Source organism: Mycobacterium botniense (assembly GCF_010723305.1).
In the GTDB taxonomy this organism is placed as follows: Bacteria; Actinomycetota; Actinomycetes; order Mycobacteriales; family Mycobacteriaceae; genus Mycobacterium; species Mycobacterium botniense.
In genome coordinates this window covers 466,669-492,496 of the sequence record NZ_BLKW01000004.1, presented here as the reverse complement: position 1 = coordinate 492,496, position 25,828 = coordinate 466,669, and the positions used below count along the sequence as shown (strand labels likewise).

Annotated in this window: 26 protein-coding genes and 1 tRNA gene; 9 read left to right on the top strand and 18 right to left on the bottom strand. The window is 65.6% G+C overall.

The features are described from left to right. Positions 1–193: 193 nt before the first annotated feature. Together G6N08_RS12430 and G6N08_RS12425 are read left to right on the top strand one after the other, a co-directional pair. Positions 194–1,297: an NAD(P)H-dependent amine dehydrogenase family protein gene (locus G6N08_RS12430; RefSeq protein WP_163757712.1), complete on the top strand. Its 1,104-nt coding sequence runs from the start codon at positions 194–196 to the stop codon at positions 1,295–1,297. A gap of 321 nt (positions 1,298–1,618) precedes the next feature. Next, on the top strand, positions 1,619–2,035 hold the full coding sequence (locus G6N08_RS12425; protein WP_163757710.1) for a lipoprotein LpqH: 417 nt from the start codon (positions 1,619–1,621) through the stop codon (positions 2,033–2,035). Between the two features lie 129 nt (positions 2,036–2,164). On the opposite strand, the gene G6N08_RS12420 is transcribed toward G6N08_RS12425, so the two are convergent. Further along, the gene (locus G6N08_RS12420) at positions 2,165–2,830 is read right to left on the bottom strand and encodes a nitroreductase family protein (protein ID WP_163757708.1); all 666 of its coding nucleotides are present in this window, start codon (positions 2,828–2,830) and stop codon (positions 2,165–2,167) included. Positions 2,831–2,975: 145 nt separating this feature from the next. Then, a tRNA-Leu gene (locus tag G6N08_RS12415) sits at positions 2,976–3,059 on the bottom strand. A gap of 153 nt (positions 3,060–3,212) precedes the next feature. Between G6N08_RS12415 and G6N08_RS12410 the strand changes: the two genes are divergently transcribed. Then, entirely contained in the window at positions 3,213–3,593 is a 381-nt protein-coding gene (locus G6N08_RS12410) for a hypothetical protein (RefSeq protein ID WP_163757706.1), read from the top strand. Next, positions 3,590–3,934, top strand: coding sequence for a DUF3817 domain-containing protein (locus G6N08_RS12405; protein WP_163757704.1), 345 nt, complete (start codon positions 3,590–3,592; stop codon positions 3,932–3,934). Before G6N08_RS12410 ends, G6N08_RS12405 begins: the two co-directional genes overlap by 4 nt. Before the next feature lie 2 nt (positions 3,935–3,936). Here G6N08_RS12405 and rdgB read toward each other — a convergent pair whose 3' ends face one another. The 11 genes from rdgB to clpS are packed head-to-tail and all read right to left on the bottom strand — an operon-like array spanning position 3,937 to position 11,353. After that, positions 3,937–4,545, bottom strand: a complete 609-nt coding sequence (gene rdgB, locus G6N08_RS12400) for an RdgB/HAM1 family non-canonical purine NTP pyrophosphatase (protein ID WP_163760537.1) — start codon at positions 4,543–4,545, stop codon at positions 3,937–3,939. After that, a complete protein-coding gene (gene rph, locus G6N08_RS12395) occupies positions 4,542–5,321 on the bottom strand; it encodes a ribonuclease PH (RefSeq protein WP_163757702.1) in 780 nt (259 codons plus the stop codon). Before rph ends, rdgB begins: the two co-directional genes overlap by 4 nt. Positions 5,322–5,353: 32 nt before the next feature. Next, positions 5,354–6,127 (bottom strand): cyclic nucleotide-degrading phosphodiesterase, encoded by a 774-nt coding sequence (locus G6N08_RS12390; protein WP_163757700.1) that lies wholly within the window; start codon positions 6,125–6,127, stop codon positions 5,354–5,356. Positions 6,128–6,169: 42 nt separating this feature from the next. Continuing rightward, complete coding sequence (gene murI, locus G6N08_RS12385; RefSeq protein ID WP_163757698.1) at positions 6,170–7,006, bottom strand: glutamate racemase; 837 nt, start codon at positions 7,004–7,006, stop codon at positions 6,170–6,172. Further along, positions 7,003–7,656, bottom strand: coding sequence for a rhomboid family intramembrane serine protease (locus G6N08_RS12380; RefSeq protein WP_163757696.1), 654 nt, complete (start codon positions 7,654–7,656; stop codon positions 7,003–7,005). Before G6N08_RS12380 ends, murI begins: the two co-directional genes overlap by 4 nt. Before the next feature lie 49 nt (positions 7,657–7,705). Then, positions 7,706–8,677 (bottom strand): PLP-dependent cysteine synthase family protein, encoded by a 972-nt coding sequence (locus tag G6N08_RS12375; protein WP_163757694.1) that lies wholly within the window; start codon positions 8,675–8,677, stop codon positions 7,706–7,708. Positions 8,678–8,686: 9 nt separating this feature from the next. After that, positions 8,687–8,959: a MoaD/ThiS family protein gene (locus G6N08_RS12370; RefSeq protein WP_163757692.1), complete on the bottom strand. Its 273-nt coding sequence runs from the start codon at positions 8,957–8,959 to the stop codon at positions 8,687–8,689. Positions 8,960–8,992: 33 nt separating this feature from the next. Further along, positions 8,993–9,415, bottom strand: coding sequence for a M67 family metallopeptidase (locus G6N08_RS12365; protein WP_163757690.1), 423 nt, complete (start codon positions 9,413–9,415; stop codon positions 8,993–8,995). Position 9,416: 1 nt separating this feature from the next. After that, on the bottom strand, positions 9,417–10,454 hold the full coding sequence (locus tag G6N08_RS12360) for a P1 family peptidase (RefSeq protein WP_163757688.1): 1,038 nt from the start codon (positions 10,452–10,454) through the stop codon (positions 9,417–9,419). After that, positions 10,451–11,029: an oxidative stress transcriptional regulator AosR gene (gene aosR / locus G6N08_RS12355; RefSeq protein ID WP_163757686.1), complete on the bottom strand. Its 579-nt coding sequence runs from the start codon at positions 11,027–11,029 to the stop codon at positions 10,451–10,453. The genes G6N08_RS12360 and aosR overlap by 4 nt, the downstream gene beginning before the upstream one ends. Positions 11,030–11,050: 21 nt before the next feature. Next, positions 11,051–11,353 carry an ATP-dependent Clp protease adapter ClpS gene (clpS, locus tag G6N08_RS12350; protein WP_163757684.1) on the bottom strand — a complete coding sequence of 101 codons (303 nt, stop codon included), beginning with the start codon at positions 11,351–11,353 and terminating at the stop codon, positions 11,051–11,053. 47 nt (positions 11,354–11,400) lie between these two features. On the opposite strand from clpS, the gene G6N08_RS12345 reads away from it, so the two are divergent. After that, entirely contained in the window at positions 11,401–12,699 is a 1,299-nt protein-coding gene (locus G6N08_RS12345; protein WP_281352747.1) for a nicotinate phosphoribosyltransferase, read from the top strand. Positions 12,700–12,720: 21 nt separating this feature from the next. Continuing rightward, positions 12,721–14,754, top strand: coding sequence for an ATP-dependent DNA helicase (locus G6N08_RS12340; RefSeq protein ID WP_163757680.1), 2,034 nt, complete (start codon positions 12,721–12,723; stop codon positions 14,752–14,754). 34 nt (positions 14,755–14,788) lie between these two features. On the opposite strand, the gene G6N08_RS12335 is transcribed toward G6N08_RS12340, so the two are convergent. After that, positions 14,789–17,380 (bottom strand): glycosyltransferase family 1 protein, encoded by a 2,592-nt coding sequence (locus G6N08_RS12335; protein WP_163757678.1) that lies wholly within the window; start codon positions 17,378–17,380, stop codon positions 14,789–14,791. Between the two features lie 243 nt (positions 17,381–17,623). Here G6N08_RS12335 and G6N08_RS12330 point away from each other — a divergent pair, with 243 nt between their 5' ends. Beyond that, complete coding sequence (locus tag G6N08_RS12330; protein ID WP_218033375.1) at positions 17,624–19,702, top strand: alpha-1,4-glucan--maltose-1-phosphate maltosyltransferase; 2,079 nt, start codon at positions 17,624–17,626, stop codon at positions 19,700–19,702. A gap of 4 nt (positions 19,703–19,706) precedes the next feature. Then, positions 19,707–21,902 (top strand): 1,4-alpha-glucan branching protein GlgB, encoded by a 2,196-nt coding sequence (gene glgB, locus G6N08_RS12325; protein ID WP_163757674.1) that lies wholly within the window; start codon positions 19,707–19,709, stop codon positions 21,900–21,902. A gap of 12 nt (positions 21,903–21,914) precedes the next feature. On the opposite strand, the gene G6N08_RS12320 is transcribed toward glgB, so the two are convergent. Both G6N08_RS12320 and G6N08_RS12315 read right to left on the bottom strand, forming a co-directional pair. Beyond that, on the bottom strand, positions 21,915–22,817 hold the full coding sequence (locus G6N08_RS12320; RefSeq protein WP_163757672.1) for a tetratricopeptide repeat protein: 903 nt from the start codon (positions 22,815–22,817) through the stop codon (positions 21,915–21,917). 178 nt (positions 22,818–22,995) lie between these two features. After that, positions 22,996–24,177 carry an acetyl-CoA C-acetyltransferase gene (locus G6N08_RS12315; RefSeq protein ID WP_163757668.1) on the bottom strand — a complete coding sequence of 394 codons (1,182 nt, stop codon included), beginning with the start codon at positions 24,175–24,177 and terminating at the stop codon, positions 22,996–22,998. Between the two features lie 81 nt (positions 24,178–24,258). Here G6N08_RS12315 and mce point away from each other — a divergent pair, with 81 nt between their 5' ends. Then, positions 24,259–24,735, top strand: a complete 477-nt coding sequence (gene mce / locus G6N08_RS12310; RefSeq protein ID WP_163757666.1) for a methylmalonyl-CoA epimerase — start codon at positions 24,259–24,261, stop codon at positions 24,733–24,735. Between the two features lie 51 nt (positions 24,736–24,786). Here the strand turns inward: mce and G6N08_RS12305 are convergent, their stop codons facing one another. Then, positions 24,787–25,080, bottom strand: coding sequence for an Rv1322 family protein (locus G6N08_RS12305; RefSeq protein WP_163757664.1), 294 nt, complete (start codon positions 25,078–25,080; stop codon positions 24,787–24,789). A 22-nt stretch (positions 25,081–25,102) separates the two neighbouring features. Next, positions 25,103–25,774, bottom strand: coding sequence for an endonuclease NucS (gene nucS / locus G6N08_RS12300; protein ID WP_163757662.1), 672 nt, complete (start codon positions 25,772–25,774; stop codon positions 25,103–25,105). Positions 25,775–25,828 lie beyond the last annotated feature (54 nt).

The following is a 25,828-nucleotide window of genomic DNA, read 5'->3' as shown; positions in this document are numbered from 1 at the left end:
GCCGTTGATAGGTTCGTCGGAACAAAATTTAGGTCTGCTCGGCTGGAACGGTTTCACGGGTCAGGGTGGTTGGATGAAACGCCCTGGTTCGACCGGGAACTGCCGCGAGATTCGTCGTTGTGATCGTAGCTTCGATGGCCAGGCACAGCGCTGCGGGCCGAGATGGCGCAATTATCTGAGGTGGAGGAACAGCATGCCATCACAGTCACACCGGGTGGTTGTGTGGGCGACGGGTGGTATCGGGTCGATCGCCATCCAGGCGATTCGGCGTCGACCCGATCTCGAACTCGTCGGTGTATGGGTCCATTCCCCCGACAAGGTGGGCAAGGATGCCGGTGAACTCGCCCACGGCGAACCCATCGGTGTCGCCGCCTCGAACGACGCTGATTCACTGATCGGCCTGCGTCCGGACTGCGTGGTCTACGCCGCCAGCGCACCCGAGCGTGACGCCGCCGCCATTCCGGATTACGTCCGGCTGCTGGAAGCCGGTATCAATGTCGTCACCACGAGCACCACCCGGCTCATCAATCCTGCCGCTTATGAACCGTCTAGCTGGCGCGAGCAGCTCGCCGCCGCCGCAGAAAAGGGCCAGGCCTCGCTTTACGCGTCCGGTATCGAGCCCGGGTTCGCAGCCGACTACCTCCCGCTCGTGCTGATGACGCAATCTCACGTTGTCGAGTCGATCCATGCTTACGAAATCGGCTTATACGATGACTACGCCGTGGCAGACATCATGATGGACGGACTGGGATTCGGGCGTCCGCTCGACTTCCAGCCGTTCGTCAGCATTCCGGGCGCGATCGCTGGAGAGTGGCAGGGTCAACTTCGTTTAATCGCCGATGCCCTGGGCGCCGAAGTGCAGGAAGTGCGGGAATACTTCGATCGCAGAACGACAAACCGCACCTTCGATGTCGCTTTCGGAACCGTTGCGGCCGGGACATGTGCTGCTGTGCGGATGAAGGCGATCGGCGTGATTGCCGGGCGTGAGCGCATCGTCATCGAACATGTCACTCGGTTGGCCCATGACATCGCCCCGGAGTGGCCGAAGGGCGTGGGTGATCTGTCCTACCGGGTGGTCGTCCGGGGTGAACCGGACATTGATTGCACCCTGGCTGTCACGCTGCGTGACCCGCAACGCTCCGCCATCCCCGGAATGAAAGCCGGAGCAGGAGCAATGGTCGCAACCGCCATGCGGGTAGTGAACGCGGTGCCGCATGTCGTGGCAGCCCCGCCAGGTTTGCTCAGCGCGTTGGAGTTACCGCTCACACTTCCGTCGTGCGCTTTCGCCAGCGCGTAAACCCTGACCACCCCGATGAGCTGGACATGAGGATGGCGATGGCCCGCTCACCGATCAGGCGATACCTGCGCTGGGTTTTCGTTTTGCGGTCACTTGTTAGCTCTTGACGGTCGATGTCTGCCAGCCAAGTATCTATGCACAGGTGTAACTGAACCCGCAGAGGTGTCGGATGTGCCTTATGACGAAGTGCTTACCGCATCGTGCAGTGATCCCCCGCTGGGTCGCTCCACGAAGCCGTAAGCCATCCTCGAGACAACCGTAAAGCTGGTGACTGTGATGCGACGACCACCACAGCGACGGCCCGCGGGTCGGCGGTGCCTGATGTCGCAGCGGTTTTGCGCCATGGTGCTCACCGCTTTGGTTCTCGCGACGGCCAGCGCCGCGTGTTCCGGACACACAGTGCCGCAGAAAACCGCGCGGATCACCGTCGACAACAACACCCGAACGTCACAAGCCGTCTCATGCACTCAACTTCAGTGGTTGCTGACCATGGATATCAGCGCCACCCCCGCTCACGTCCGCGCAGTGCTCAACCTCCAAGCCGACAAGCCGAAGCCCGAGAGTGTCAACATCGACAACTTCAACGGCTTCAGCGGCATCGCAGACTCGGGTGCCGGCAGCGCCCAGGCGGCGTTCGCCCACGACACCTACACCATCACCGGCGCTGCCCAGCAAACCAACCCGGATAATCCCAACACGCCAACGACGGCAACGTTCAGGATTGAGGCGAAATGCTGACCGCCCGGGTCGGTGCGCAAACATAATTCGCCGATGACGCGGGCAATCCCGGCGGGCCCGCCCGGGTGTCGGATAAGACGCTGGCCTGTCTGCCGCCGCCGACCACGTATCTGCCGGTGGCGAAACGGGTTACCGTGCCGAGAACTCCGCACCGGCCAGCAGGTTATCCGCCCGCTGATTCCAGTGATCAAGGGCCACGGCCTCCGCCAGCGGCCGGCGGCGCACCGGGCCGTGCTTACCCTTGGGCCAACCCACCACGATGTGCCCGGCCAGCATCCAGTCCTCGGGTACACCCACCGCGTCGCGCAGCAGCTGCTCGCCACCATACGACGCCCAACTGGTCATACACGCCCCCAAGCCCTGGGCGCGCGCAGCCAGCAGAAAGTTCTGCATCGCCGGAAAGATCGACCCGCCCAGGAGCAGCTCGGAGGCCGTCGGGTAACGCTTCTGGGTGAACAACACCGAGGTGAACTCCCCGGCCCGGTCGTGCAACTCGTAGATTGCGCGGTTGGTGCGAGCTCGCCGGTCAGTGTCCTGTGCGCTCGGCCGAGTCATCCCGTAGACCGGCTCGATCACCGCCAAGGCGTGAGCCGCCGCTTTGGCTACCACGGCCCGCTGCTCCGGCGAGCGCAACACGATAAACCGCCACGCTTGTGCGTTAGCCCCCGAGGGCGCCCACGTCGCCGCTTCCAGGCAGCGCCTCAGTGTGGCATCGTCAACCGGCTGATCGGTGAACCGCCGAATCGTGCGGGCAGTCGACATCACCTCCCAGACGTCATTGGTGACAGCCCTCATGCAGACTCCCTCCTGGCCCCGCTGAGCACGCTAGTGGTGATGCTGATGTGCTCTCGCCCGGACCACATACGGCTACCGGCGGTCAGAAGGTTAACCAGCACACATGACCTGCCGTCTAGCTGCATCAACACGGATACCACTTGGGTGCGGGCGGAGGGATTCGAACCCTCATGCTCTCACGAGCACCGGCACCTAAAACCGGCATGTATCCCAGTTCCATCACGCCCGCAGCCTGTCGATGGTACCGCTGCTCGAGCCGGCGAAGCGGTTGGTGGGGGCTCCTGCCTGGGCCCGTCGCGGCGAGCGCGCAACGGTGCGATCCGTCGAAGAATTCGACGCCGGGTCGAGCCCCCCGCCGGCGGGCGCGCGGTACCGTCAAAGGGTGTCCACTACGCGGCGTCGGAGGGCTGCGCTGGCCGTGCTGGTGATCATCGCGGCCGGGAGCTGTCTGGCTCTCGGCTGGTGGCAGTGGACACGGTTCCAGTCGGCGGCGGGCACATTCCAGAATCTCGGATATGCGTTGCAGTGGCCGATGTTCGCGTGGTTCTGTGTTTACGCGTACCGCAAGTTCATCCGGTATGAGGAAGCACCCCGCGAGCCGCTCAAGAACCCAGCCCTGACCGAGATTCCGCCCGGATTGCTGCCCGAGCGACCCAAACCGGTCCAGCAGGCGACCGATGACCCCGTGTTGCGGGAGTACAACGCCTACCTGGCTGAGCTTGCGCAACGTGATGCCGAAAGACAGAGCAGGAACACCGCATGACCAAACCTGAGACACCGCCGCAGGCGGCCGCCCCGGTCGACAAGATCCGCACCGCGCTGCTCGGCTACCGCATCATGGCGTGGACGACGGGTATCTGGCTGATCGCGCTGTGCTACGAGATCGTCTCCCACCTGGTGTTCCACCACGAGATCCGCTGGATCGAAATCGTGCATGGCTGGGTGTATTTCACCTATGTGTTGGCGGCCTTCAATCTGGCGGTCAAGGTCCGCTGGCCGATCATCAAGACCATCGCTGTCCTACTGTCCGGGACCATCCCGCTGCTCGGCATCATCGTCGAGCACTTCCAGACCAAAGACGTCAAGGCCCGTTTCGGTCTTTAGCGTCAACTGGGCGACGCAAGCGCGCGCAAAGCCGGCAGCAAGGCTGCCAACGCGCGGCCCCGATGCGAAACCGCGTCCTTTTCTTCCGGGCTGAGCTGCGCAGCGGTGCGGGCGCAGCCGGCCGGAATGAACACGGGATCGTAGCCGAACCCGCCGTCGCCGCGCGGCTCGTGCGCGATGGTGCCCGGCCATTCGCCGCGGACGACCACTTCGCCGGATGCCGAGACCAACGCGCAGGCCGACACGAACGTCGCCCCGCGCCGCTCGTCGGGCACATCACGTAACTGCGCCAGCAGCAGCGCAGTGTTAGCGGCATCGTCGCCATGTACACCCGCCCAGCGCGCCGACAACACACCGGGCATGCCGTTCAACGCGCCCACCTCCAGACCGGAGTCGTCGGCCACCGAAGCCAGACCTGTGGCGGCGAATGCCGCACGCGCCTTGATCCGCGCATTGTCCTCGAATGTCAGACCGGTTTCTGGTGCCTCTTGGTAGGGCGGTACGTCCTCGAGTGAGAGCAGCGTCAGCGAGGAAAGCCGGGCACGGTCCAGCACCCGGCGCAGTTCAGCCAGCTTCCTGGGGTTACGGCTGGCAACCAGCAGCGAGGTCAGCTTCCGAACGCCTTCTGTGGCGCGGAACCCCCGGGCAACACTCCGGGATACGGCTTTTGCAACGCATCCCGTTGCGCGGCAAAGAGCTGGTCGCAGGCGCCCAGTGCGACGTCGAGCAGTTTGTCCAGTGTCGACCGAGGAAACGTCGCGCCCTCGCCGGTGCCTTGAATCTCCACCAGAGTGCCGGTATCGGTGGCGACGACGTTCATGTCAACCTCGGCGCGCGCGTCTTCCGCGTAGGTCAGGTCCACCCGGATACGGCCGTCGACCACACCGACACTGACCGCCGCGATCGCACATGACAGCGGCCGCGGATCAGACAGCTGCCCGGCTGCGGACAAGTAGGTCACCGCGTCGGCCAGCGCGACATAGGCGCCGGTGATGGCGGCGGTACGGGTGCCACCATCGGCCTGCAGTACATCGCAGTCGATCGCAATGGTGTTCTCCCCGAACGACCCCAGATCGATGCAGGCCCGCAATGAACGGCCCACCAATCGGCTGATTTCCTGGGTGCGCCCGCTGAGTCGACCTTTGACCGATTCTCGCTCGCCGCGGGTATGGGTGGCCGCCGGCAGCATCGAATACTCCGCTGTCAGCCAGCCCAAGCCCGACCCTTTTCGCCAGCGCGGCACCCCCTCAATGACGCTGGCCGTGCACATCACTTTGGTGTGGCCGAATTCCACCAGCACCGAACCCGCCGGGTGCGAGGTGAACCCGCGGGTGATGGCGACCGGGCGCAGCTCGGCGTCGAGGCGACCGTCTTCTCGTTCGGACACGCGCCAACCTTAATCTGTCAGTTCGCCACGGTTCAGGGACGCCGGATCTCAAAGGTCTCACCGCACACCACCGCGTGCACCGGACCGTCGAACTCGGCTTTGGCCTCGCTGATCACGTCCTCACGCGACGTCCACGGCGGGATATGGGTGAGCAGCAGCTCACGTACGCCGGCGTTCGCGGCGATCTGACCGGCCTCGGTACCCGAGAGGTGCAGTTGGCAGGGCCGCCCCGGCGCGTGAGTCCAGGACGCTTCGCAGAGGAAAACGTCGGCGCCGCGGGCCAGGTCTACAAGGGTGTCGCACGGCCCGGTGTCGCCGCTGTAGACGAAAGATGCCCCCGCAGGATCGGTGATCCGCAGGCCGTAGGACTCGGTCGGGTGGGCCACCACACGCGGCAACACGGTCAGCGCACCTAATCGCACCGGCTCACCATCGACCCAGTGGCGGACGTGAAAGGTGTCAGAACAATCGTCGATCTGGCCACCGTAGGGCGACGACGCCGCGCCGAGCCGGGACCAGGTGTCGCTGGGGCCGTATATCACCGCCTTACCGGCAGGCGGCGATGGGTGATAACGGCGCCACACGAATAACCCGGGCATATCCAGACAGTGATCGGCGTGCAGATGCGACAGCAGCACGTGCACCGAACTCGGATCGATGTGCCGCTGCAACGCCCCCAACACTCCCGGGCCGAAGTCGATGACCAGCGGCGGAGTGTCGGGCGCCCGCAGGAGATAACCCGATGCCGGCGAGTCCGGGCCTCCGACGCTACCCGAACAGCCGAGCACGGTGATTTGCACGGTCACTACTGTGCCATGCTCGACACCGCGATGGCGAACATCACGGCTCTACGTGCGACCAGAATCATCGTGGCTCACGGGTGTGACGGGGACAGGTTCAACATTGGTGATGCTGGGCCCTAAGAACCTCGCCGCCAGTCTAGTGAATTCTTCGGGGTCGCCGGTGGCTTCGAACTGCCGCACCGGGGGTGCGGCGTCATGCGGGCGGAGCAGATCCCGTTCGGTCAACACCCGCACCAGCTCTTTGGCGGTTTCCTCGGCGCTGGAGACCAGCGTGACATGCTCGCCCATCGCGAGCTGGATGATCCCGGACAGCAGCGGATAGTGCGTGCAACCCAGCACCAGGGTGTCCACTCCAGCGCGCTGCAGGGGCTCTAGGTAGCCTTCCGCCAAGCCGAGCACCTGGCGGCCGCTGGTGATGCCACGCTCGACGAAGTCTACGAACCGCGGGCAGGCCACCGCGGTGATCTCGATGTCACGGGCAGCGGCGAAGGCGTCTTGGTAGGCGTGTGAGGTGATGGTCGCGCGAGTACCGATAACCCCGATGCGGCCGTTGCGGGTGGTGGCGACCGCGCGCCGCACCGCCGGCACGATCACCTCGACCACGGGCACGTCGTAGCGCTCGTGGGCGTCTCGCAGGCACGCCGAAGACGCCGCGTTGCACGCGATCACCAGTGCCTTGACGCCGCGGCCGACCAGGTCGTCGCCGAGGGCCAGCGCGTGTGCACGAATCTCGGGGATGCGCAGCGGACCGTAGGGGCCGTGGGCGGTGTCGCCGACGTAGATGATGTCCTCGCCGGGGAGTTGGTCGATGATCGCGCGTGCCACCGTGAGCCCCCCGACGCCGGAGTCAAAGATCCCGACGGGCGCCAGCGGCGAGCTCACCGGCGCACCGGACCGGCTCGGCGCAGAGCACGAGTGCTGCGCTCCGGCCCGGACAGCAGGTAGGCCGCCGCCACGCCGGCCAGCGCGCCGCACAGATGAGCCGGCCAGGACGCACCTCCGCACATGTGGAGCACAGGCACGGCACCCAGCAAGATGCCGCCGTAGCAAAACAGCACCAAAACCCCCACCATGATCTGCCACACCGTGCGGGTGAAGAAACCGAACACCACGAGGAAGGTTAGCCATCCGAAGATCAGCCCGGACGCCCCGATATGGTCGGTTTCGCCGCAGGCCGAGCCCACGTTGCCGATGAGCCATGTGCCAAAACCGCCGCCGATCCACACGATCGCGGTGGCCCACACAAATCGGGCCAGGCCGCACAACGTCACCAGAAAACCGAGAACCAGCGCCGGACCGGTATTGGCCATCAGATGCTCCCAATTGGCGTGCAGCAGCGGAGCGAAGATGATGCCCCACAGGCCCTCGACTTCTAGCGGCCGGATGCCGTTGCGATCCAGCGTGTGGCCGCTGAGCTGGTCAATCAGCTCGCAGACGTAGAGCAACACCACGAAGCTGATGATCGTGGCTCCGCCGACCGTCCAGCGAGCACTCCGCGCGGTCTGCGGCCGTGTTCTCGTCGGCCTGGTCATCGGCGCCGCATTGTGTTCCCGGCTACCCTGGCACCCTGGTCGAGGCGTGTCATGCCCATAGCTGACCTTCCAGCGCGTCCTCAGCCTCGTCCAGGCTACCGGCGTAGGCGCCGGTAGACAGGTACTTCCATCCGGCGTCGGCCACCACGAAGGCGATATCGGCGCGCTCACCGGCTTTCAGGGCCCTGGCCGCGACCCCGAGCGCGGCATGTAGCGCCGCACCTGTGGAGATGCCGGCGAAGATGCCCTCCGCATCGATCAGCTCGCGGGTGCGGCGCACCGCATCGGCGGCGCCCACGGAATACCGGCTGCTCAGCAATTCCGGGTTATACAGCTCAGGCACGAAGCCGTCATCGATGTTGCGCAAGGCATACACGCCTTCGCCATAGCGAGGTTCGGCAGCCACGATCCGGACATCGGCCACATGCTCTCGCAGGAACCGGCCGACACCCATGAGTGTGCCCGTGGTGCCCAGCCCGGCGACAAAGTGGGTGATCTCAGGCAGATCGGCCAATAACTCCGGACCTGTGCCGTAGTAGTGCGCGTCGGTATTGGCCGGGTTGCCGTACTGGTAGAGCATCACCCACGAGGGATTGGCCGCTGCGAGCTCCTTGGCAGTGGCCACGGCGGTGTTGGAGCCACCCTCCGCGGGCGAAAAAATGATCCGCGCACCGAACAGTTCGAGCAGCTGGCGTCGTTCGACCGACGTGTTCTCCGGCATTACACAAACCAGCTGATAACCCTTCAGCCGCGCCGCCATCGCCAGCGAGATGCCGGTATTGCCGCTGGTCGGCTCCAGGATCGTCGTCCCCGGCGTCAGCAGCCCATCAGCCTCGGCCTGCTCGATCATGCGCAGGGCGGGCCGGTCCTTGATCGAGCCTGTCGGATTGCGGTCCTCGAGTTTGGCCCACAGCCGCACATGTGGACCCTCGGGCCCGTCTTCCCAGCGCGGTGACAGGTGGCGCAAACCCACCAGCGGGGTGTTGCCCAAGGCATCCAGCAACGAGTCGTATCGGGCCATCTGCTCGGCTCACCCGCCGGCGACGGCCGGCAGGATGGTGACCGAGTCGCCGTCGGAGATCGCAGTGTCCAGGCCGCCGGAAAACCGGACGTCCTCATCGTTGACATAGATATTGACGAAGCGATGCAATTTGCCGTTCTCCAGCAGCCGCTCAGAAATTCCGGCGTAGTTCGCCTCCAGGTCGTCGATAACGGCACCCAGGGTGTTGCCGTTGGCTTCGACACGTTTTTGTCCGCGGGTGTGGGGACGCAGAATGGTCGGAATGGACACGGTAACGCTCATAAGACGTGTTCTTTCTCTGATCGAGTACCTGCTCTAGAAGTGCTCATAGTGTTCGACAACGGTGACAGGTTCTTCGGTGACGACGCCGTCGACGATGCGATAGCTACGGAGCTCGTCGTGGTGCGGGTCCCGCGTCGACACCAGCACGTAGTGCGCACCGGGCTCAGCGGCCAAGCTCACGTCGGTTCGGCTCGGGTAGGCCTCAGTCGCGGTATGCGAGTGATAGATGACGACGGGCACCTCGCCGGCGTCATCCATTTCCCGCCACACCTTGAGTTGCTCCGCCGAGTCGAACCGGTAAAACGTCGGCGAGCGTTCGGCGTTGACCATGGCGATATGACGCTCGGGTCGATCAGAGCCTGCCGGACCGGCGAGCACCCCGCAGGCTTCGTCGGGGTGGTCGGCACGCGCGTGGGCGATCATCGCCTCCACCAGGTCAGCGCGGATCACCAGCACGTCAGCGGTTTCCTTTCGGTTGTGGGAACGCTCCGGGCAACGTGCCACGATAGGTCGGTATTCCAGCTACCGACTCGGCGGTAATCACCCCGACCAGCACGGCGCGGGCCAGGCAGTCAGCAGCCGCAGCGCCCACCTCGGCGACCAGGGCAGTCTCCGGAGAGAATGCGGTCGGCGTGTCGATGTGCGGCGCCACCTCGACAGCGCCGGTGGCCAGCGCGAACACCATATCCCCGTCCGTCGGGGTATGGGCCGGCCGGATAGCGCGGGCCAGCCCGTCATGGGCGGCGCGCGCCACCTGCTGACATGCCGCCGGGCTCAGCGCCGCGTCGGTGGCGATCACCCCGACCGCGGTGTTCAGCGAGCTCGACGGCGCCCGCAGCCTCGCCAACGCGGCAATCTGCTGGGGCGGAGGCGGTTTCAGCCCGAACTCGTCGGCCAGGTGCGCCATCCATGGTAGACCGGTGGTCTGGTCGATGACATTGCCCGCGGAGTTCACCGCAACCAGAGCGCCAACGGTCACTCCAGACGCCAGCGTCGTCGACGCGGTCCCAACACCGCCCTTGAGAACACCGGCGCACGCCCCCACCCCTGCCCCCACCGTGCCCACAGCGACGTCGACACCGGCTGCTTGACATGCTGCGTACCCAAATTCCGGTGTCGGCCTACAGTTCCAGGCACCGATGTCCAGGTCAAAGATGACCGCGCCCGGCACGATAGGAACCACTCCGCCGGGCATCACCACTCCCCTGCCGTTTTCTTCCAGCCAGCGCATCACTCCCTCGGCAGCCGCCAGCCCGTAGGCGCTGCCGCCGGCGATCAGCACCGCATCGACATGACGCACCGTGTTGGCCGGATCCAGCAGGTCGGTTTCCCGGCTGCCGGGCGCTCCACCGCGGGAGTCGACGGCACCGACCGTGCCGGGCGGGGTCACCACGACGGTGACACCGCGCGCCCAACCGGTACCCAATCCCGCGTCGGGGTCTAATTTCTGATGGTGGCCGACGCGGATACCGCCCACGTCGGTGATGGAGTTCATCGGGTGGGTTTCCCCATCAGCGCCAGCACCAGGTACTCCTGCAGAAAGGTCAGCCACTGGTAGACGTCGAGATGCGCCGCCAGCGGGTGGCCGACAGGCAGCCGCTCGGGTCCGTCCGGGCCGATCGCAAGCATGGTGCCCAGCGCCAGCCGGATGTCATTGACCGCCGCAATCCACGCTCTCGCCCCGTCCTCGTCCAGCTCTAGCCGACCGCCCCCATCCGGGACGGTGTCCAGCAGCTGTTGCGCGGCACCACGTTTAGCGTCAATGATCTCCGGCTCATGCAGACTCCGCAGAGCGGCGTTCAGGTTTTCGGCGGTGTCCGCCCCGACCTGGTCGGGCTTGTAAAAATCCGGCAACAAGCGCCGCAGCGTCGGCTCGTCCGGAGGCCGGGTGTGACCGGTCCTCATCCCAGTGATCTGCTCGAGTTCATCTGGCGGCGCGGAAGATTCGCGCTCATTCAGCATGCCGATCAGCGAGCCGACCAGGTTCTTGAGCAATGCCGCCTCATGCGGAGCGAGAGCGGACCGAAAACGGGGACCGCCAGCGGTCTCAACCCGTTTCCATTTGCGCACAATGAGGACGACCCCTGATCGTTATCGGTCCTGCTGCATGGTCGCCCACAAACCGGCGGCATGCAGCCTGGATACATCGATTTCCATGGCCTCGCGGCTGCCCGACGACACCACCGCTTTACCTTCGTTGTGCACCTGCAGCATCAGCTTGGTGGCGTGCTGCTCACTGTAGCCGAACAGCTTCTGAAAAACGTATGTCACATAGCTCATCAGGTTGATCGGGTCGTCCCAAACGATGGTGACCCACGGGCCGGCTGTGACGTCGGCCGGATCGACGTGACGTTGCCCGGTGGTTCCCGGCTTGGTGGGAGCTGATGCAACCATGCCTCCAGGATAGCGAGAGGCGCCGATGCACCCGATACCGTTGCGGTGTGACCGACTGGCCATGCACTGGGCTGCTGACCGACAAGTACGAGCTGACCATGCTGGCGGCGGCGCTGCGCGACGGCACCGCGAACCGGCGGACCACCTTCGAGCTGTTCGCCCGCCGACTCCCCGAAGGACGCCGTTACGGTGTTGTCGCAGGGACCGGTCGCTTCCTGGAAGTGTTGCCAGAGTTCAGGTTCGACGACACCGCATGCGAGCTGCTGGCGGGTTTCCTCGATCCGCGCACAGTGGAGTATTTGCGTGACTTTCGCTTCCGGGGTGATATCGACGGCTACCGTGAGGGGGAACTGTACTTTCCCGGCTCCCCGGTGCTTTCGGTCCGCGGAAGCTTCGCCGAATGCATTGTGCTGGAAACCCTCGTGCTCTCGATCTTCAATCATGACAGCGCGATTGCGTCAGCGGCTGCTCGCATGGTTAGCGCTGCCCAGGGCCGCCCTTTGATCGAGATGGGCTCGCGTCGAACCCACGAGCTGGCCGCGGTCGCCGCAGCGCGCGCGGCCTACATCGCCGGTTTCGCCGCGTCCTCAAACTTGGAGGCTCAGCGTCGCTATGGCGTGCCTGCGGAGGGGACAGCCGCCCACGCGTTCACGCTGCTGCATACCCGCACCGACGGGCCCGACGAGCTGGCCGCGTTCCGCGCCCAAGTTGAGGCACTCGGCACCCAAACGACGCTGCTTATCGACACCTATGACGTCAGAAGCGGTGTGGCCAACGCTGTGACGGCCGCCGGTAGCACACTCGGCGCGGTGCGCATCGACTCCGGCGAGCTGGGAGTGTTAGCCCGTCAAGCGCGCGAACAGCTCGACCGGCTCGGGGCCACCCGGACCCGCATCGTGGTATCCGGTGATCTCGACGAATTCACGATCGCCGCGCTGCGTGCTGAACCGGTGGACAGCTACGGCGTCGGCACGGCGCTGGTCACCGGATCAGGCGCGCCGACCGCGAACATGGTCTACAAGCTGGTCGAGGTGGACGGTATACCGGTGCAGAAACGCAGCACCCACAAAGAATCCCTCGGCGGGCGCAAAGAGGCGTTGCGGCGGGCACGTCCGAGCGGCACCATCACCGAGGAAGTCGTGCATCCGGCGGGCCGGCCGCCTGAGGCCGCCGGCGATTGCCGGGTGTTGACGACGCCGCTGGTGCGCGCCGGGCAGCCGGTAGTCGACGTGGACTTGGCCGCCGCACGCGAGTTGGTGGCGTCGGGCCTGCGCAGCCTGCCGTGGGAGGGTCTCAAATTGTCGCACGGCGACCCGGCGATCCCGACGCTGCAGATCCCCGCCTGACCCGGCTACCGTCTAACCGGCATGGTCCCACCGACGGCGCGAGAAACCAGCCCAGATGTGTCCGTGCCGCGGCTCTTGGCGACCGCGGTGGCCGCGCTGGGCGGCGACGAACGTCGCGGCCAGTTGCAGATGGCCGTCGCGGTCGCCGACGCCTTCGACACCGGCGAGCACCTGGTGGTGCAGGCCGGTACCGGCACCGGCAAGTCGCTGGCCTACCTGGTTCCTGCGATTGCCCGCGCAGTCTGCCACGACACACCGGTGCTGGTGTCGACGGCGACGCTGGCGTTGCAGCGCCAACTCGTTGACCGCGATCTGCCCCAGCTCATCGATTCGCTCGCCGATGCGCTGCCCCGCCGGCCGCGGTTCATGCTGCTTAAGGGACGACGGAACTACTTGTGCCTGAACAAAATCCACGGTGGTGCAGCGAGCGGGGAGCCCAAGGACGATCCGGACCAGAAGGAACTCTTCGAGCCGGCCACGGATTTGGGTCGCGACGTGCAACGGCTTACCGCGTGGGCATCGACGACCGAATCCGGTGACCGCGACGAGCTACGGCCGGGTGTGCCGGATCGGTCGTGGATCCAGGTCAGCGTCTCGGCGCGGGAATGTGTTGGCGCGCTTCGCTGCCCGTTCGGCAGCAGGTGCTTCGCTGAACGGGCCCGCGCCCGGGCCGCTCAGGCCGATATCGTCGTCACCAACCACGCGCTGTTGGCCATCGACGCACTGTCGGAGTCCGCGGTGCTGCCCGATCACCAGCTGCTGGTGATCGACGAAGCACACGAGCTGGTGGATCGGGTCACGGCGGCGGCGGCTGCGGAGCTGACCCCGGCCATCCTCGGCGCGGCGCCGCGCCGGATCGCCAGGCTGGTCGGACCGGAGTTGACGCAACGGCTGGAGGCGGCGTCGGCCGCTTTCATCGCAGCGATCGGCGATGCGGATCCCGGGCGCATCGACGTCCTCGACGACCAGCTGGCCACCTGCCTGGCCACACTGCGCGACGCGGCCGGCGCGGCACGATCGGCCATCGACGCGTCGCCCGCCGACATCGCCGCCGCGGCTGCTCGCGCTGAAGCAGTTGCCGTCCTGACCGAGATCGCCGACACGACCTCGCGGATCCTGACGTCTTTTGCCCCGGCGATCCCCGATCGCAGCGATGTGGTCTGGCTGGACCACGAGGACACCTCTGGTTTGGCCCACCCGAGGCTGCGGGTGGCACCGTTGTCGGTCGCCGGATTGCTGCGGACCCGGGTGTTCGCTCGCTCGACGACGGTGTTGACGTCGGCGACCTTGACGGTCGGCGGATCCTTCGACGCGATGGCCACAGCGTGGGGGCTGACCGGCGGGCCCGGCGACGACGCTGTCGACTGCCGGTGGCGTGGGCTCGATGTCGGTTCCCCGTTTCAGCATGCCAAAGCGGGAATTCTCTACATCGCCGCTCATCTGCCGCCACCGGAGCGCGACGGCACCGGCTCCGCCGTCCAGCTGGCCGAAATCGCCGATCTCATCACCGCCGCCGGTGGGCGCACACTGGGGTTGTTCTCGTCGATGCGGGCAGCGCGTTACGCCGCCGAGGCCCTGCGCGAACGGCTGCCTACGCCGGTGTTGTGTCAAGGCGACGACAGCACCGCCGCACTTCTCGAGCGGTTCGCCGCCGATCCGGCGACCTCGCTGTTCGGCACGTTGTCGCTCTGGCAGGGCGTGGATGTGCCGGGCCCGTCGCTGTCACTGGTCATCATCGACCGCATCCCCTTCCCGCGACCCGATGATCCGCTGCTCAGCGCCCGCCAGCGCGCGGTGTCCGCCCACGGCGGCAACGGGTTCATGACGGTGGCCGCCAGCCACGCCGCGCTGTTGCTGGCCCAGGGCGCGGGCCGGCTGTTGCGTGGTGTCAAGGACCGCGGGGTGGTCGCGGTGCTGGACTCCCGGATGGCCACTGCCCGCTACGGAGGCTATCTGCGCGCTTCGTTGCCACCGTTTTGGCCGACCACCGATGCCGTGCGGGTCCGCGACGCGCTGGTTCGGCTACGCACCATGACCACCGATCCCCGCACATGAACAGGACGCACAGCGCCCCGCGTCGTCGCCGAGCTCACGCGAGGGTGACCAGGCCGAGCTCGCTGGGGGCGACCAGCATTGGGTGACGCGGCAGCACCCGCACCGTGTACCCCACCGAGCCGGCCACCGGCAGCGGTGTCGTTGTCGAAAAGATCTCGCCGCCACCTGTGGTGCCGGTGTGCGTCATCTCGACGGTAACCGGATCCAGCAACGCATCAGCGGCGTCCACCCTGCCCAGCACTGCCTGCACAACCACCTCGTCGGGTCGCAGCCCGGCCAGCTGCACGGTCGCGGTCAGCGTCAGTTTGGACCCGAGCAGCGGGGTGTCGGGCAGACCGGTGCTGTCCACATCGGTGATGCGAATCGTCGGCCACGCCTGCTCGGCGCGTCGGCGATAGGCGGCCAGCTCACGAGCCGCGTCGAACTCGCCGGGACAACCCTGGCTGCTGGGTGCCGTGATCCTGCGCAGCGATTGCGCCGCCGGGATGTAGTAATGCTCGACATAATCGCGCACCATGCGCGACGCCAGGACTTTCGGGCCGAGCGTCTGCAGGGTGTGTCGCACCATTTCGATCCACCGCTGCGGTATGCCGTCCCTATTGCGCTCGTAGAATTTCGGCGCCACCGCCTGCTCGAGCAAGTCGTAGAGAGCGGCGGCTTCCAGGTCGTCGCGACGATCTTCCTCGCGGACATCCTCCGCGGAGGGTATCGCCCAGCCGTTTTCGCCGTCGTACCACTCGTCCCACCAGCCGTCGCGGATGGACAGGTTCAACCCGCCGTTGAGGGCGCTTTTCATCCCGGATGTGCCGCAGGCCTCCAAGGGGCGCAGGGGGTTATTCAGCCAGACATCGCAACCCCAGCACAGCCGCCGCGCCATCGACATGTCGTAGTCCGGTAAAAAAGCGATGCGATGACGCACTTCGGGACGGTCGGCGAACCGCACCACCTGTTGTATGAGCGCTTTGCCGCCCTCGTCGGCCGGGTGGGATTTTCCGGCGACGATCAGCTGGATCGGCCTCTCATCGTCGAGCAGCAACTGCTCGAGCCGCCCCGGGTCACGCAGCATCAGCGTCAACCGTTTATAGGTCGGAACCCGCCGCGCGAACCCGACGGTCAGGATATCCGGATCGAAGGCCGTCGCTATCCAGCCCAGCTCAGCCTCCGATGCCCCGCGCTGCAGCCACGATCGCCGCAGCCGTGCCCGGACGTCTTCGATTAAAAGTGCTCGCAGCCGTGAGCGGATCGACCACAATTGGCCGGGATCAACCTGCTGGAGCCGTTGCCAGACGGCGGGTTCGCTGGGCGAGTCGGAGCCGGCCAGCTCCCGGCCCAACTGCAACCACTGGGGCGCGGCCCACGTGGGTGCGTGCACACCGTTGGTGATCGAACCGATGGGCACCTCATCAGGGTCGAACCCGGGCCAGAGCGAGTTGAACATGACGCGGCTCACCTGGCCGTGCAGCTGCGAGACACCGTTGGCGCGTTGCGCCAGCCGCAGGCCCATATGAGCCATGTTGAACATGCCGGGGTCCTCCTCGGCGCCCAATGCGATGACCCGCTCGGTCGGCACGCCCGGCAGTAGGGCGGAGGCACCGTCGTCGTTGAAGTAGCGCCGCACCATCTCCACGGGGAACCGGTCGATCCCGGCAGCCACCGGGGTGTGGGTGGTGAACACCGTGCTGGAACGCACGACCGCCAACGCGGTATCGAAGTCCAGCCCTGACTCGGTGATCAGTTCGCGAATGCGCTCTACTCCCAAAAACCCGGCATGGCCCTCGTTCATGTGGAACACCTCGGGCGCCGGAAAACCCTGAATGGTGCTGAAAGCCCGGATCGCGCGCACCCCGCCGATACCTGCCAGGATCTCCTGTTTGATGCGGTGTTCCTGGTCTCCCCCATACAGGCGGTCAGTGACACCGCGCAGGTCGTGTTCGTTCTCCGGGATATCGGAGTCCAGCAGCAGCAGCGGAACCCGACCAACCTGCGCGACCCATATCCGGGCCCGCAGCTGTCTGGAGTCGGGCAGGGCCAATTCGACGAGCACCGGCTCACCACCAGAATCGACGAGCAGCCGCAGCGGCAACCCCTGCGGATCCAGCGGCGGGTACGTCTCATGCTGCCATCCATCAGCGGTCAGCGACTGGCGAAAATACCCGGAGCGGTAGTACAGGCCCACCCCGATCAGCGGTAACCCCAGATCGGATGCCGACTTCAGATGATCGCCGGCCAGTATTCCCAACCCCCCGGAGTAGTTGGGCAGCACTTCGGCCACCCCGAACTCCATGGAGAAATAGGCGATCCCCGCGGGCATGGCGGCGCCGTCACATTCCTGCTGCTGATACCACAGCGAGCGGTTCAGATAGTCGGTCAGCTCAGCTGCCAGCCCGTCAAGTCGCGCCAGAAACTCACCGTCGGCGGCTAACTCGTTCAAACGGGCCGGGCTCACCACCCCCAGCAAGGCCACCGGATCGTGGCCGCATTGCTCCCACCGCGCCGGATCGATCATTGCGAAGAGATCCTGCGTCGGCTTGTCCCACGACCACCGCAGGTTGCTTGACAACTGTTCCAGCGCGGCCAGACGCTCTGGCAAGTGGGCGCGGACGGTAAACCGGCGGAGGGCTTTCACGCGTTAGTACCTTACTGACAGACCTTACTGACAGCCCCGCAGCGCTCAGCCCATCGAAACGACCACGTTCGCCCGGTGTGTAGCCGAGCACTACGGTGGGTAATGGGCGGCGTGGAGCGTGGTCGACAAACAGGCTGTCGCAAAGCGGCAGGCCAGGACGCCCGGCCGACCACGCGGGCCGTGCGGCTCCGAAGCGTACTCCGGCGTGCGGGGCGAACCAGAGAACACAGAACGGAGTGGTGGGTGCCCGGTCGTATCGAGATCGATGACGTCCAGCCCGTCGTTTCGTGCGGCGTGTATCCGGCGAAGGCGGTGGTCGGTGAGGTAGTCCCGGTGCGAGCCACGGTTTGGCGAGAAGGCCACGACGCGGTCGCCGCGACCCTGGTGGTGCGTTACCTTGGGGCGCGTTACCCGCAGGTCATGGAGATGCGCCGGATCAAGGCCATCCAGGTAATGGCGCCCGGCGCCACCGAGACGCCGCTTCGGGTCAAGCCTGTGCAGCTGCCGATGGCGATGGGTGAGGAACCGTATGTGTTCCACGGCCAATTCACCCCGGACAGCGTCGGGTTGTGGACATTCCGGATCGACGGCTGGAGCGACCCCATTCGTACCTGGCGGCAGGCCGTGGTGGCAAAGCTCGACGCGGGCCAGGGAGAGACGGAGTTGTCCAACGACCTGTTGGTGGGCGCGCGGCTGTTCGACCGCGCGGCCACCGGCGTGCCGCGCGCACGACGGGAGCCACTGCTGGCAGCCGCGGCGGCGCTGCGCACACCGGGCGACCCGGTGACCCGAGCGGCTCTGGCGTTAACCGCCGAGATCGATGAACTGCTGACGCTCTACCCACTGCGCGACCTGCTGACGCGAGGTGAGCAGTACGGGATCTGGGTGGACCGGCCGGCTGCCCGTTTCAGCGCCTGGTACGAGATGTTTCCTCGCTCCACCGGTGGGTGGGACGCCGACGGCAATCCCGTGCACGGCACCTTCGCCACCGCGGCTGCGGCGCTGCCGCGCATTGCGAACATGGGTTTCGACGTGGTCTACCTGCCGCCGATCCATCCCATCGGCAAGGTGCATCGCAAGGGACGCAACAACGCCGCAACCGCCGCGCCCGGCGACGTCGGATCCCCCTGGGCGATCGGCAGTGACGAAGGCGGCCATGATGCCGTGCACCCGCAGCTGGGCACGATCGATGACTTCGACCGGTTTGTCGCTGCGGCACGTGATTTGGGCATGGAGGTGGCTTTGGACCTCGCGTTGCAATGCGCACCGGATCACCCCTGGGCAAAAGAACACCGGCAGTGGTTCACCGAGCTGCCCGACGGCAGTATCGCTTACGCGGAGAACCCACCCAAGAAGTACCAGGACATCTACCCGCTGAATTTCGACAACGATCCCGCCGGCCTTTATGACGAGGTGCTGCGCGTGGTGCGCTACTGGATTGACCACGGCGTGAAGATCTTCCGGGTGGACAATCCGCACACCAAGCCACCCGATTTCTGGGCCTGGCTGATTTCTCAAGTGAAAGCAGTCGATCCCGACGTGCTTTTTTTATCCGAGGCGTTCACCCCACCGGCCCGACAGTTCGGGCTCGCCAAGCTCGGCTTCACGCAATCCTACACATACTTCACCTGGCGCACCTCGAAGCAGGAGCTCACCGAATTCGGTAACGAGATCGCCGCACTCGCCGACTTCCGCCGGCCGAACCTATTCGTCAACACGCCCGACATCTTGCACGCTGTGCTGCAGCACAACGGCCCGGGCATGTTCGCTATCCGGGCAGTGCTGGCGACCACCATGGGCCCGGCGTGGGGAATGTACTCCGGATACGAACTCTTCGAGCACCATGCGGTACGCGAGGGCAGCGAAGAGTACCTGAACTCCGAGAAATACGAGCTGCGGCCACGCGACTTCGCGGGGGCACTCGCGGAGGGCAGGTCGCTTGAGCCGTTCATCACGCGGCTCAACGCCATTCGCCGACTGCATCCCGCGCTCCAGCAACTGCGCACGATCCATTTTCACCATATCGACAACGACGCGTTACTGGCCTACAGCAAATTCGACCCCACCACAGGCGATTGCGTGCTGGTGGTGGTGACGCTCAACGCGTTCGCACCCGAGGAAGCGACCTTGTGGCTGGACATGACCGCACTGGGGATGGAGCCCTACGAACGGTTTTGGGTGCGAGACGAGATAACCGGCGAGGAATACCAATGGGGACAGGCCAATTACGTTCGCATCGATCCTGCAAGAGCAGTGGCCCATATCATCAACATGCCCCTGATACCCGAAGATTCCCGGCTGATATTGCTGCGCAGGAGGTGAGGCGATGACACCGACCGACCAGCTCGCCCGAAGCCACCTCGCGCCCGAGCCCGGGGATCTGGCACGCCTGGTCGCCGGTGTGCACCACAATCCGCACGGAATCCTGGGGGCTCACGAATACGGCGACCACACCGTCATCCGGGCCTTCCGCCCGCACGCGGTCGAAGTCGCCGCACTCGTTGGCGGTCAGCGGTTTGCAATGCAGCACATCGAATCCGGGCTTTTCGCGGTCGTCTTGCCGTTCGTCGACCTCATCGACTACCGCCTCGAGTTGAGCTACAACGGATCCGACGTTTACACGGTCGCCGACGCGTACCGCTTCCTTCCAACTTTGGGCGATGTCGACCTGCATCTGTTCGGCGAAGGCCGCCATGAACGCCTGTGGGAAGTGCTGGGTGCGCATCCCCGCTCGTTCACCACCGCCGACGGCGTCGTCGACGGAGTGTCTTTCGCTGTGTGGGCGCCCAACGCTAAGGGCGTCAGCTTGATCGGCGATTTTAACGGCTGGAACGGCAACGATGCCCCGCTGCGGGTACTCGGCTCCTCTGGGGTGTGGGAGTTGTTCTGGCCGGACTTCCCCCGCGACGGTTTGTACAAGTTCCGGGTGCACGGGGCCGACGGTTCCGTCACCGACCGGGCCGACCCGTTCGCGTTCGCCACCGAAGTCCCGCCACACACCGCTTCACGGGTCACCTCGAGCAACTACACCTGGGGCGACGACGAGTGGATGGCCAAACGTGCCGGGAAAAATCCGGTGTTCGAGCCGATGAGCACCTACGAAGTCCACCTGGGCTCCTGGCGTCCCGGTCTCAGCTACCGCGACCTGGCCCGAGAGCTTACTGACTACGTTACGGCGCAAGGCTTTACCCATGTCGAGTTGCTGCCCGTTGCTGAGCATCCATTCGCCGGCTCGTGGGGGTACCAGGTGACGTCCTACTACGCGCCGACTTCCCGGTTTGGCACACCCGACGATTTCCGGGCCCTGGTCGACGCGTTACACCAAGCGGGAATCGGTGTCATTGTCGATTGGGTGCCGGCCCACTTCCCGAAAGACTCCTGGGCACTGGGCCGTTTTGACGGCACGGCGCTCTACGAGCATTCTGACCCGCGGCGTGGAGAGCAACTCGACTGGGGCACTTATGTGTTCGATTTCGGTCGGCCAGAAGTTCGCAACTTTCTGGTGGCCAATGCGCTGTACTGGCTCGAGGAGTTCCACATCGACGGCCTGCGCGTGGACGCGGTGGCTTCGATGCTCTACCTGGACTACTCTCGACCGCCGGGCGGCTGGACACCCAACGTCTACGGCGGCCGTGAGAACCTGGAAGCCGTGCAATTCCTGCAGGAGATGAACGCCACCGCACACAAAGTGGCACCCGGTATCGTAACCATCGCCGAAGAGTCGACATCATGGCCGGGCGTATCACGACCGACCAGCCTTGGTGGCCTGGGTTTTTCGATGAAGTGGAACATGGGGTGGATGCATGACACACTCGACTACCTCAGCCGTGACCCGGTGTACCGCAGTTACCACCACCACGAGATCACTTTTTCGATGCTCTATGCGTTCAGCGAGAACTTCGTGCTGCCGCTCAGCCACGACGAGGTAGTGCACGGCAAGGGCACGCTGTGGGGGCGAATGCCCGGTAACGACCACATGAAGGCTGCGGGGCTGCGCAGTCTGCTGGCCTACCAGTGGGCGCACCCCGGGAAGAAGCTGTTGTTCATGGGACAGGAATTCGGCCAACGGGCCGAGTGGTCTGAGGAGCGCGGCCTGGACTGGTTCCAACTCGACGAGAACGGCTTCTCCAACGGTATCCAGCGTCTGGTCCGCGACCTCAACGAGATCTATGCCAGCCACCCGGCGCTGTGGAGCCAGGACAGCAGACCCGAGGGGTACTCCTGGATCGACGCCAACGATTCGGCCAACAATGTCGTGAGCTTCCTACGCTACGGCAGCGACGGCTCGGTGATGGCATGCGTGTTCAATTTCGCCGGGATCGAGCACAGCGGTTATCGGCTCGGCCTGCCCAGGGAGGGTCGCTGGCGGGAACTGCTCAACACCGACGCGACCGCCTACCGGGGGTCGGGGATCGGTAACCTCGGCGGTGTCGACGCCACCGACGAGCCCTGGCACGGGCGTCCTGCCTCGGCGGTGCTGGTGCTGCCGCCCATGTCGGCTTTGTGGTTAGAGCCCGCGTAGCGAAGCGCGAGCTCAGTACAGCGCGTTGGCGAGGTTGCGCCGCCCGGCAATCACCTCCGGGTCGGAAGGGTCGAACAGGTCGAAGAGTTCGATGAGCCTAGTGCGAACCTTGGTGCGCTCGTCACCGGATGTGCGCCGCACCAACGCGATCAGGCGGTCGAATGCCGCACTCACATCATGGTTGAGAATCTGGACATCGGCGGCCGCGAACGCGGCTTCGATGTCATCAGGCGCCGCGTCGGCGACCGCCACCGCGTCGGGAGGCTGCGCGGTGGCGCGCTGCAGAAAGTCGATCTGTCGCAGCGCCGCCGTGGCTTCGGCGTGGCGCGGATTCGCGTCCACGATGGCCTGGTAGGAATTGCGCGCAGCAGCAAAGTCGCCGGCCTGCAGCTGCTCACGTGCCTGCGCGAGTGCCGGATCCACTTCCGTTGACTCCCCGGCACCGGCCGCGCCGCTCAGCTTACCGGCCGTCGCCGAGAGCAATGAGTCCAGCCAACGGCGTAACTGGTCAGCAGGCTGCATACCCTGAAAGCTGGACAGGGGCTGCCCCGCGGCCAACGCCACCACGGTCGGAACCACTTGTACGCCGAATACCTGGGCAACCCTGGGCGCGGTGTCGACGTTGACGGTTGCCAGAGCCCACTTTCCGTTGTCGGCGGCTGCCAATCCGGACAGGGTCTCGGCCAGCTGGCGGCACACGTCGCTGCGTGGCGACCAGAGCAGCACCACGACGGGTACCTCGTTGGACCGAACCAGGACCTCTTGTTCGAAGTTGGCCTCGGTAATCTCGGTGCCGGCCTGGGCCGCCGCTGCCGCCCCGCCAGCCGAGCTCTTCCGCTGGGCACGCTCCTTCAGCGCCGACAGATCGACCGCGCCGGCCATCGCCGGCCCTATTTGAGGTCCGGGTCGCGTCACGTCGTCAAGTCTGTCACGGACTTCAGGTGCGGCTCCAGCGGCCTGGCGTCCCATGGCGGTCGGCGATCGGCGCCAACCGGCCAGGCGGGCGGTTGCAGATCAGCTCATATGACGAAGATCACACTGCTTCCGGGACACCGTCTGCCAGCAACACCGGTGACGCGATGTCAAGCGTTAGCTAGCCGGTGCGCAGCACCAGCGCATCCCCCTGCCCGCCGGCGCCGCACAGGCCCGCAACCGCGTAACCGGACCCGCGGCGGGCCAGCTCAAGGGCCGCGTGCAGGGTGATACGGGCACCCGACATGCCCAGCGGATGCCCGACGGCGATCGCACCGCCGTTGATGTTAACGATCTCGGGGTCCACACCGAGTTCGCGCGTCGACGCCAGCGCCACCGCCGCGAATGCCTCGTTGATTTCCACGACATCGAGCTGATCGACAGAGATACCTTCGCGCGCAATGGCTTTCTTGATCGCGTTGGCCGGCTGGGACTGCAGCGTGGAATCCGGCCCGGCGACCACGCCGTGTGCCCCGATCTCCGCCAGCCAGGTAAGCCCCAATTCCTGGGCCTTGGCCTTGTTCATCACGACAACCGCAGCAGCGCCGTCGGAGAGCTGCGATGACGAACCGGCAGTGATCGTGCCATCCGAGCGGAATGCCGGGGGAAGAGCCGCCAGTGCGTCGGCGGTGGTATTGGCCCGGATGCCCTCGTCTTCGCTGAACTGCAGCGGATCGCCTTTGCGCTGCGGGATGCTCACCGGCACCACCTCGTCGGCGAAGACACCGTCCTTCCAGGCCGCGGCGGCCCGCTGATGCGACCGGGCCGCGTACTCATCCTGTTCGCGGCGGCTGAACTTGTCGACTTCGTTGCGTTGCTCGGTGAGCGCACCCATCGGCTGGTCGGTGAACACGTCGTGCAACCCGTCGTAGGCCAGATGATCCACGACGGTGACGTCGCCGTACTTGTAGCCGGCCCGGCTACCCATTAACAGATGCGGCGCCTGCGTCATCGATTCCTGACCACCGGCCACCACCACATCGAACTCTCCAGCCCGAATGAGCTGGTCAGCCAGGGCAATGGCATCCAGGCCGGACAGGCACATCTTGTTGATCGTCAACGCGGGAACATCCCAGCCGATACCCGCCGCCACAGCTGCTTGGCGTGCCGGCATCTGACCGGCACCGGCGGTCAGCACCTGGCCCATGATGACGTATTGGACCAGCGAGGGCGGGATTTGCGCCTTGTGCAGGGCGCCTCTGATCGCGATAGCTCCCAGATCAGTCGCGGCGAAATCCTTGAGCGAACCCATCAGCTTGCCAATGGGAGTGCGTGCTCCAGCAACGATCACCGACGTCGTCATGAGTACCTCCAGATCGGGTGTTGACGGCTAATCCGGCCGACCCGAGAAGCGCAACTGTTCCCACCAGGTTACCGTTACGTTATGACGATCGATGACGTTGATGTCCGTCGAACCCTGGCCACCGCATTGGTGACGGCGGTCGACCATGTCGGCATCGCCGTTCCCGACCTGGACGCGGCGATCGCGTGGTACCACGACCACCTCGGCATGATCGTGCTGCACGAGGAGGTCAACCACGACCAGGGTATTCGGGAGGCGATGCTTACGGTGCGCGGCGCGCCGGTGGGCAATGCGCAAGTTCAGTTGATGGCCCCGCTCGACGACTCGTCAGCGATCGCGAAGTTTTTGGACAAACGCGGCCCCGGCATCCAACAGCTGGCCTACCGGGTCAGCGACCTCGATGCCCTGAGCGAACGGCTGCGCGAGCAGGGCATCCGGCTGCTTTACGACACGCCGCGGCCCGGTACGGCGAACTCACGGATCAATTTCATCCATCCGAAAGACGCCGGCGGGGTGCTGATCGAGTTGGTTGAGCCCGCGGCCGACTCCGAGCACTGACTCACAGCACGACACCGGGCCGCAGCCCGCTATTCGGGGCGAATCTCGAAGTTACGACCACTGTCGAGTCGGACGACGCGTTGCGCGGCTGGCCCAACACGACGTGTGCCAGTGCCGCCGGTCGTCAATGCCGGCCTGTGGTGAATCAGCTTGCCATACCACCACATGCGCAGTGCCCGGGCGGATTTCGTGATCACACCCCGGGCACCGGTAGGTCTTGACGGCACGAGCCGCAGCGACCGGCCGCACATAATAATCGTGGCCGTCGGATCCGGTCTCCACCCGGTGACCGGGCAACAACCAGGGCGGCCGCTGCCCGCGTGGTGGTGTCCGGCGCCGGACCATTCCGCCAGTGTAGGCCACCGACTCAGAACAGCCGGTATTCACCACTTTCCAGACCGCGCATCTTGTCGTAATCCAATGTGACGCAGCGTATACCGCGGTCGGTGGCGAGAGCGCGCGCCTGGGGTTTGATCCGCTGGGCGGCGAGCACTCCTTTGACTGGTGCCAGCACGCTATCCCGGTTGAGTAACTCGAGATATCGGCTGAGCTGCTCCACGCCGTCGATCTCGCCGCGACGCTTGATCTCCACGGCGACCGAGTGGCCCTGCTCATCACGGCACAGCAAGTCCACCGGCCCTATCGCGGTCATATACTCCCGGCGAATCAGCGTGTAGCCAGCGCCGAGCAGCTCAACATGCTCGGCGAGTAACGCTTGCAGGTGCGCCTCGACCCCGTCTTTGACCAGTCCCGGGTCCACTCCCAGGTCGTGGCGGGAGTCGTGCTCGATTTCCTCGACGGTAATGCGCAGCTGTTCGCCAGCCTTGTTCTGCACCACCCAGACCGGCGATACCCCGTCAAATTCCTCGGTCAGCCAGCAGGGTGGACTCATCCAGTTCAGCGGTTTGTAGGCGCGGTCGTCGGCGTGCACGCTTACCGAGCCGTCGGCCTTGAACAGCAGCAGTCGGCGCGCGGACGGCAAATGCGCGGTGAGCCGGCCAAGGTAGTCAACGGTGCACCTGGCGATCACGAGACGCACCCGACTCACCATAAGCCAAGGGGCACGCAGATGCCGACACAAATTAAGCTGACG

What these genes read in the sequence shown, in the direction of transcription:
- G6N08_RS12375 (WP_163757694.1), bottom strand. Translation starts at nt 8,677, where the DNA reads ATGGCCCGATACGACTCGTTGCTGGATGCCTTGGGCAACACCCCGCTG.
- G6N08_RS12380 (WP_163757696.1), bottom strand. Translation starts at nt 7,656, where the DNA reads ATGACCAGGCCGACGAGAACACGGCCGCAGACCGCGCGGAGTGCTCGC.
- G6N08_RS12420 (WP_163757708.1), bottom strand. Translation starts at nt 2,830, where the DNA reads ATGAGGGCTGTCACCAATGACGTCTGGGAGGTGATGTCGACTGCCCGC.
- G6N08_RS12430 (WP_163757712.1), top strand. Translation starts at nt 194, where the DNA reads ATGCCATCACAGTCACACCGGGTGGTTGTGTGGGCGACGGGTGGTATC.
- G6N08_RS12315 (WP_163757668.1), bottom strand. Translation starts at nt 24,177, where the DNA reads ATGACGACGTCGGTGATCGTTGCTGGAGCACGCACTCCCATTGGCAAG.
- G6N08_RS12370 (WP_163757692.1), bottom strand. Translation starts at nt 8,959, where the DNA reads ATGAGCGTTACCGTGTCCATTCCGACCATTCTGCGTCCCCACACCCGC.
- G6N08_RS12305 (WP_163757664.1), bottom strand. Translation starts at nt 25,080, where the DNA reads ATGGTCCGGCGCCGGACACCACCACGCGGGCAGCGGCCGCCCTGGTTG.
- clpS (WP_163757684.1), bottom strand. Translation starts at nt 11,353, where the DNA reads ATGGTTGCATCAGCTCCCACCAAGCCGGGAACCACCGGGCAACGTCAC.
- G6N08_RS12425 (WP_163757710.1), top strand. Translation starts at nt 1,619, where the DNA reads ATGTCGCAGCGGTTTTGCGCCATGGTGCTCACCGCTTTGGTTCTCGCG.
- glgB (WP_163757674.1), top strand. Translation starts at nt 19,707, where the DNA reads ATGACACCGACCGACCAGCTCGCCCGAAGCCACCTCGCGCCCGAGCCC.
- G6N08_RS12340 (WP_163757680.1), top strand. Translation starts at nt 12,721, where the DNA reads ATGGTCCCACCGACGGCGCGAGAAACCAGCCCAGATGTGTCCGTGCCG.
- mce (WP_163757666.1), top strand. Translation starts at nt 24,259, where the DNA reads ATGACGATCGATGACGTTGATGTCCGTCGAACCCTGGCCACCGCATTG.
- G6N08_RS12360 (WP_163757688.1), bottom strand. Translation starts at nt 10,454, where the DNA reads ATGAACTCCATCACCGACGTGGGCGGTATCCGCGTCGGCCACCATCAG.
- G6N08_RS12405 (WP_163757704.1), top strand. Translation starts at nt 3,590, where the DNA reads ATGACCAAACCTGAGACACCGCCGCAGGCGGCCGCCCCGGTCGACAAG.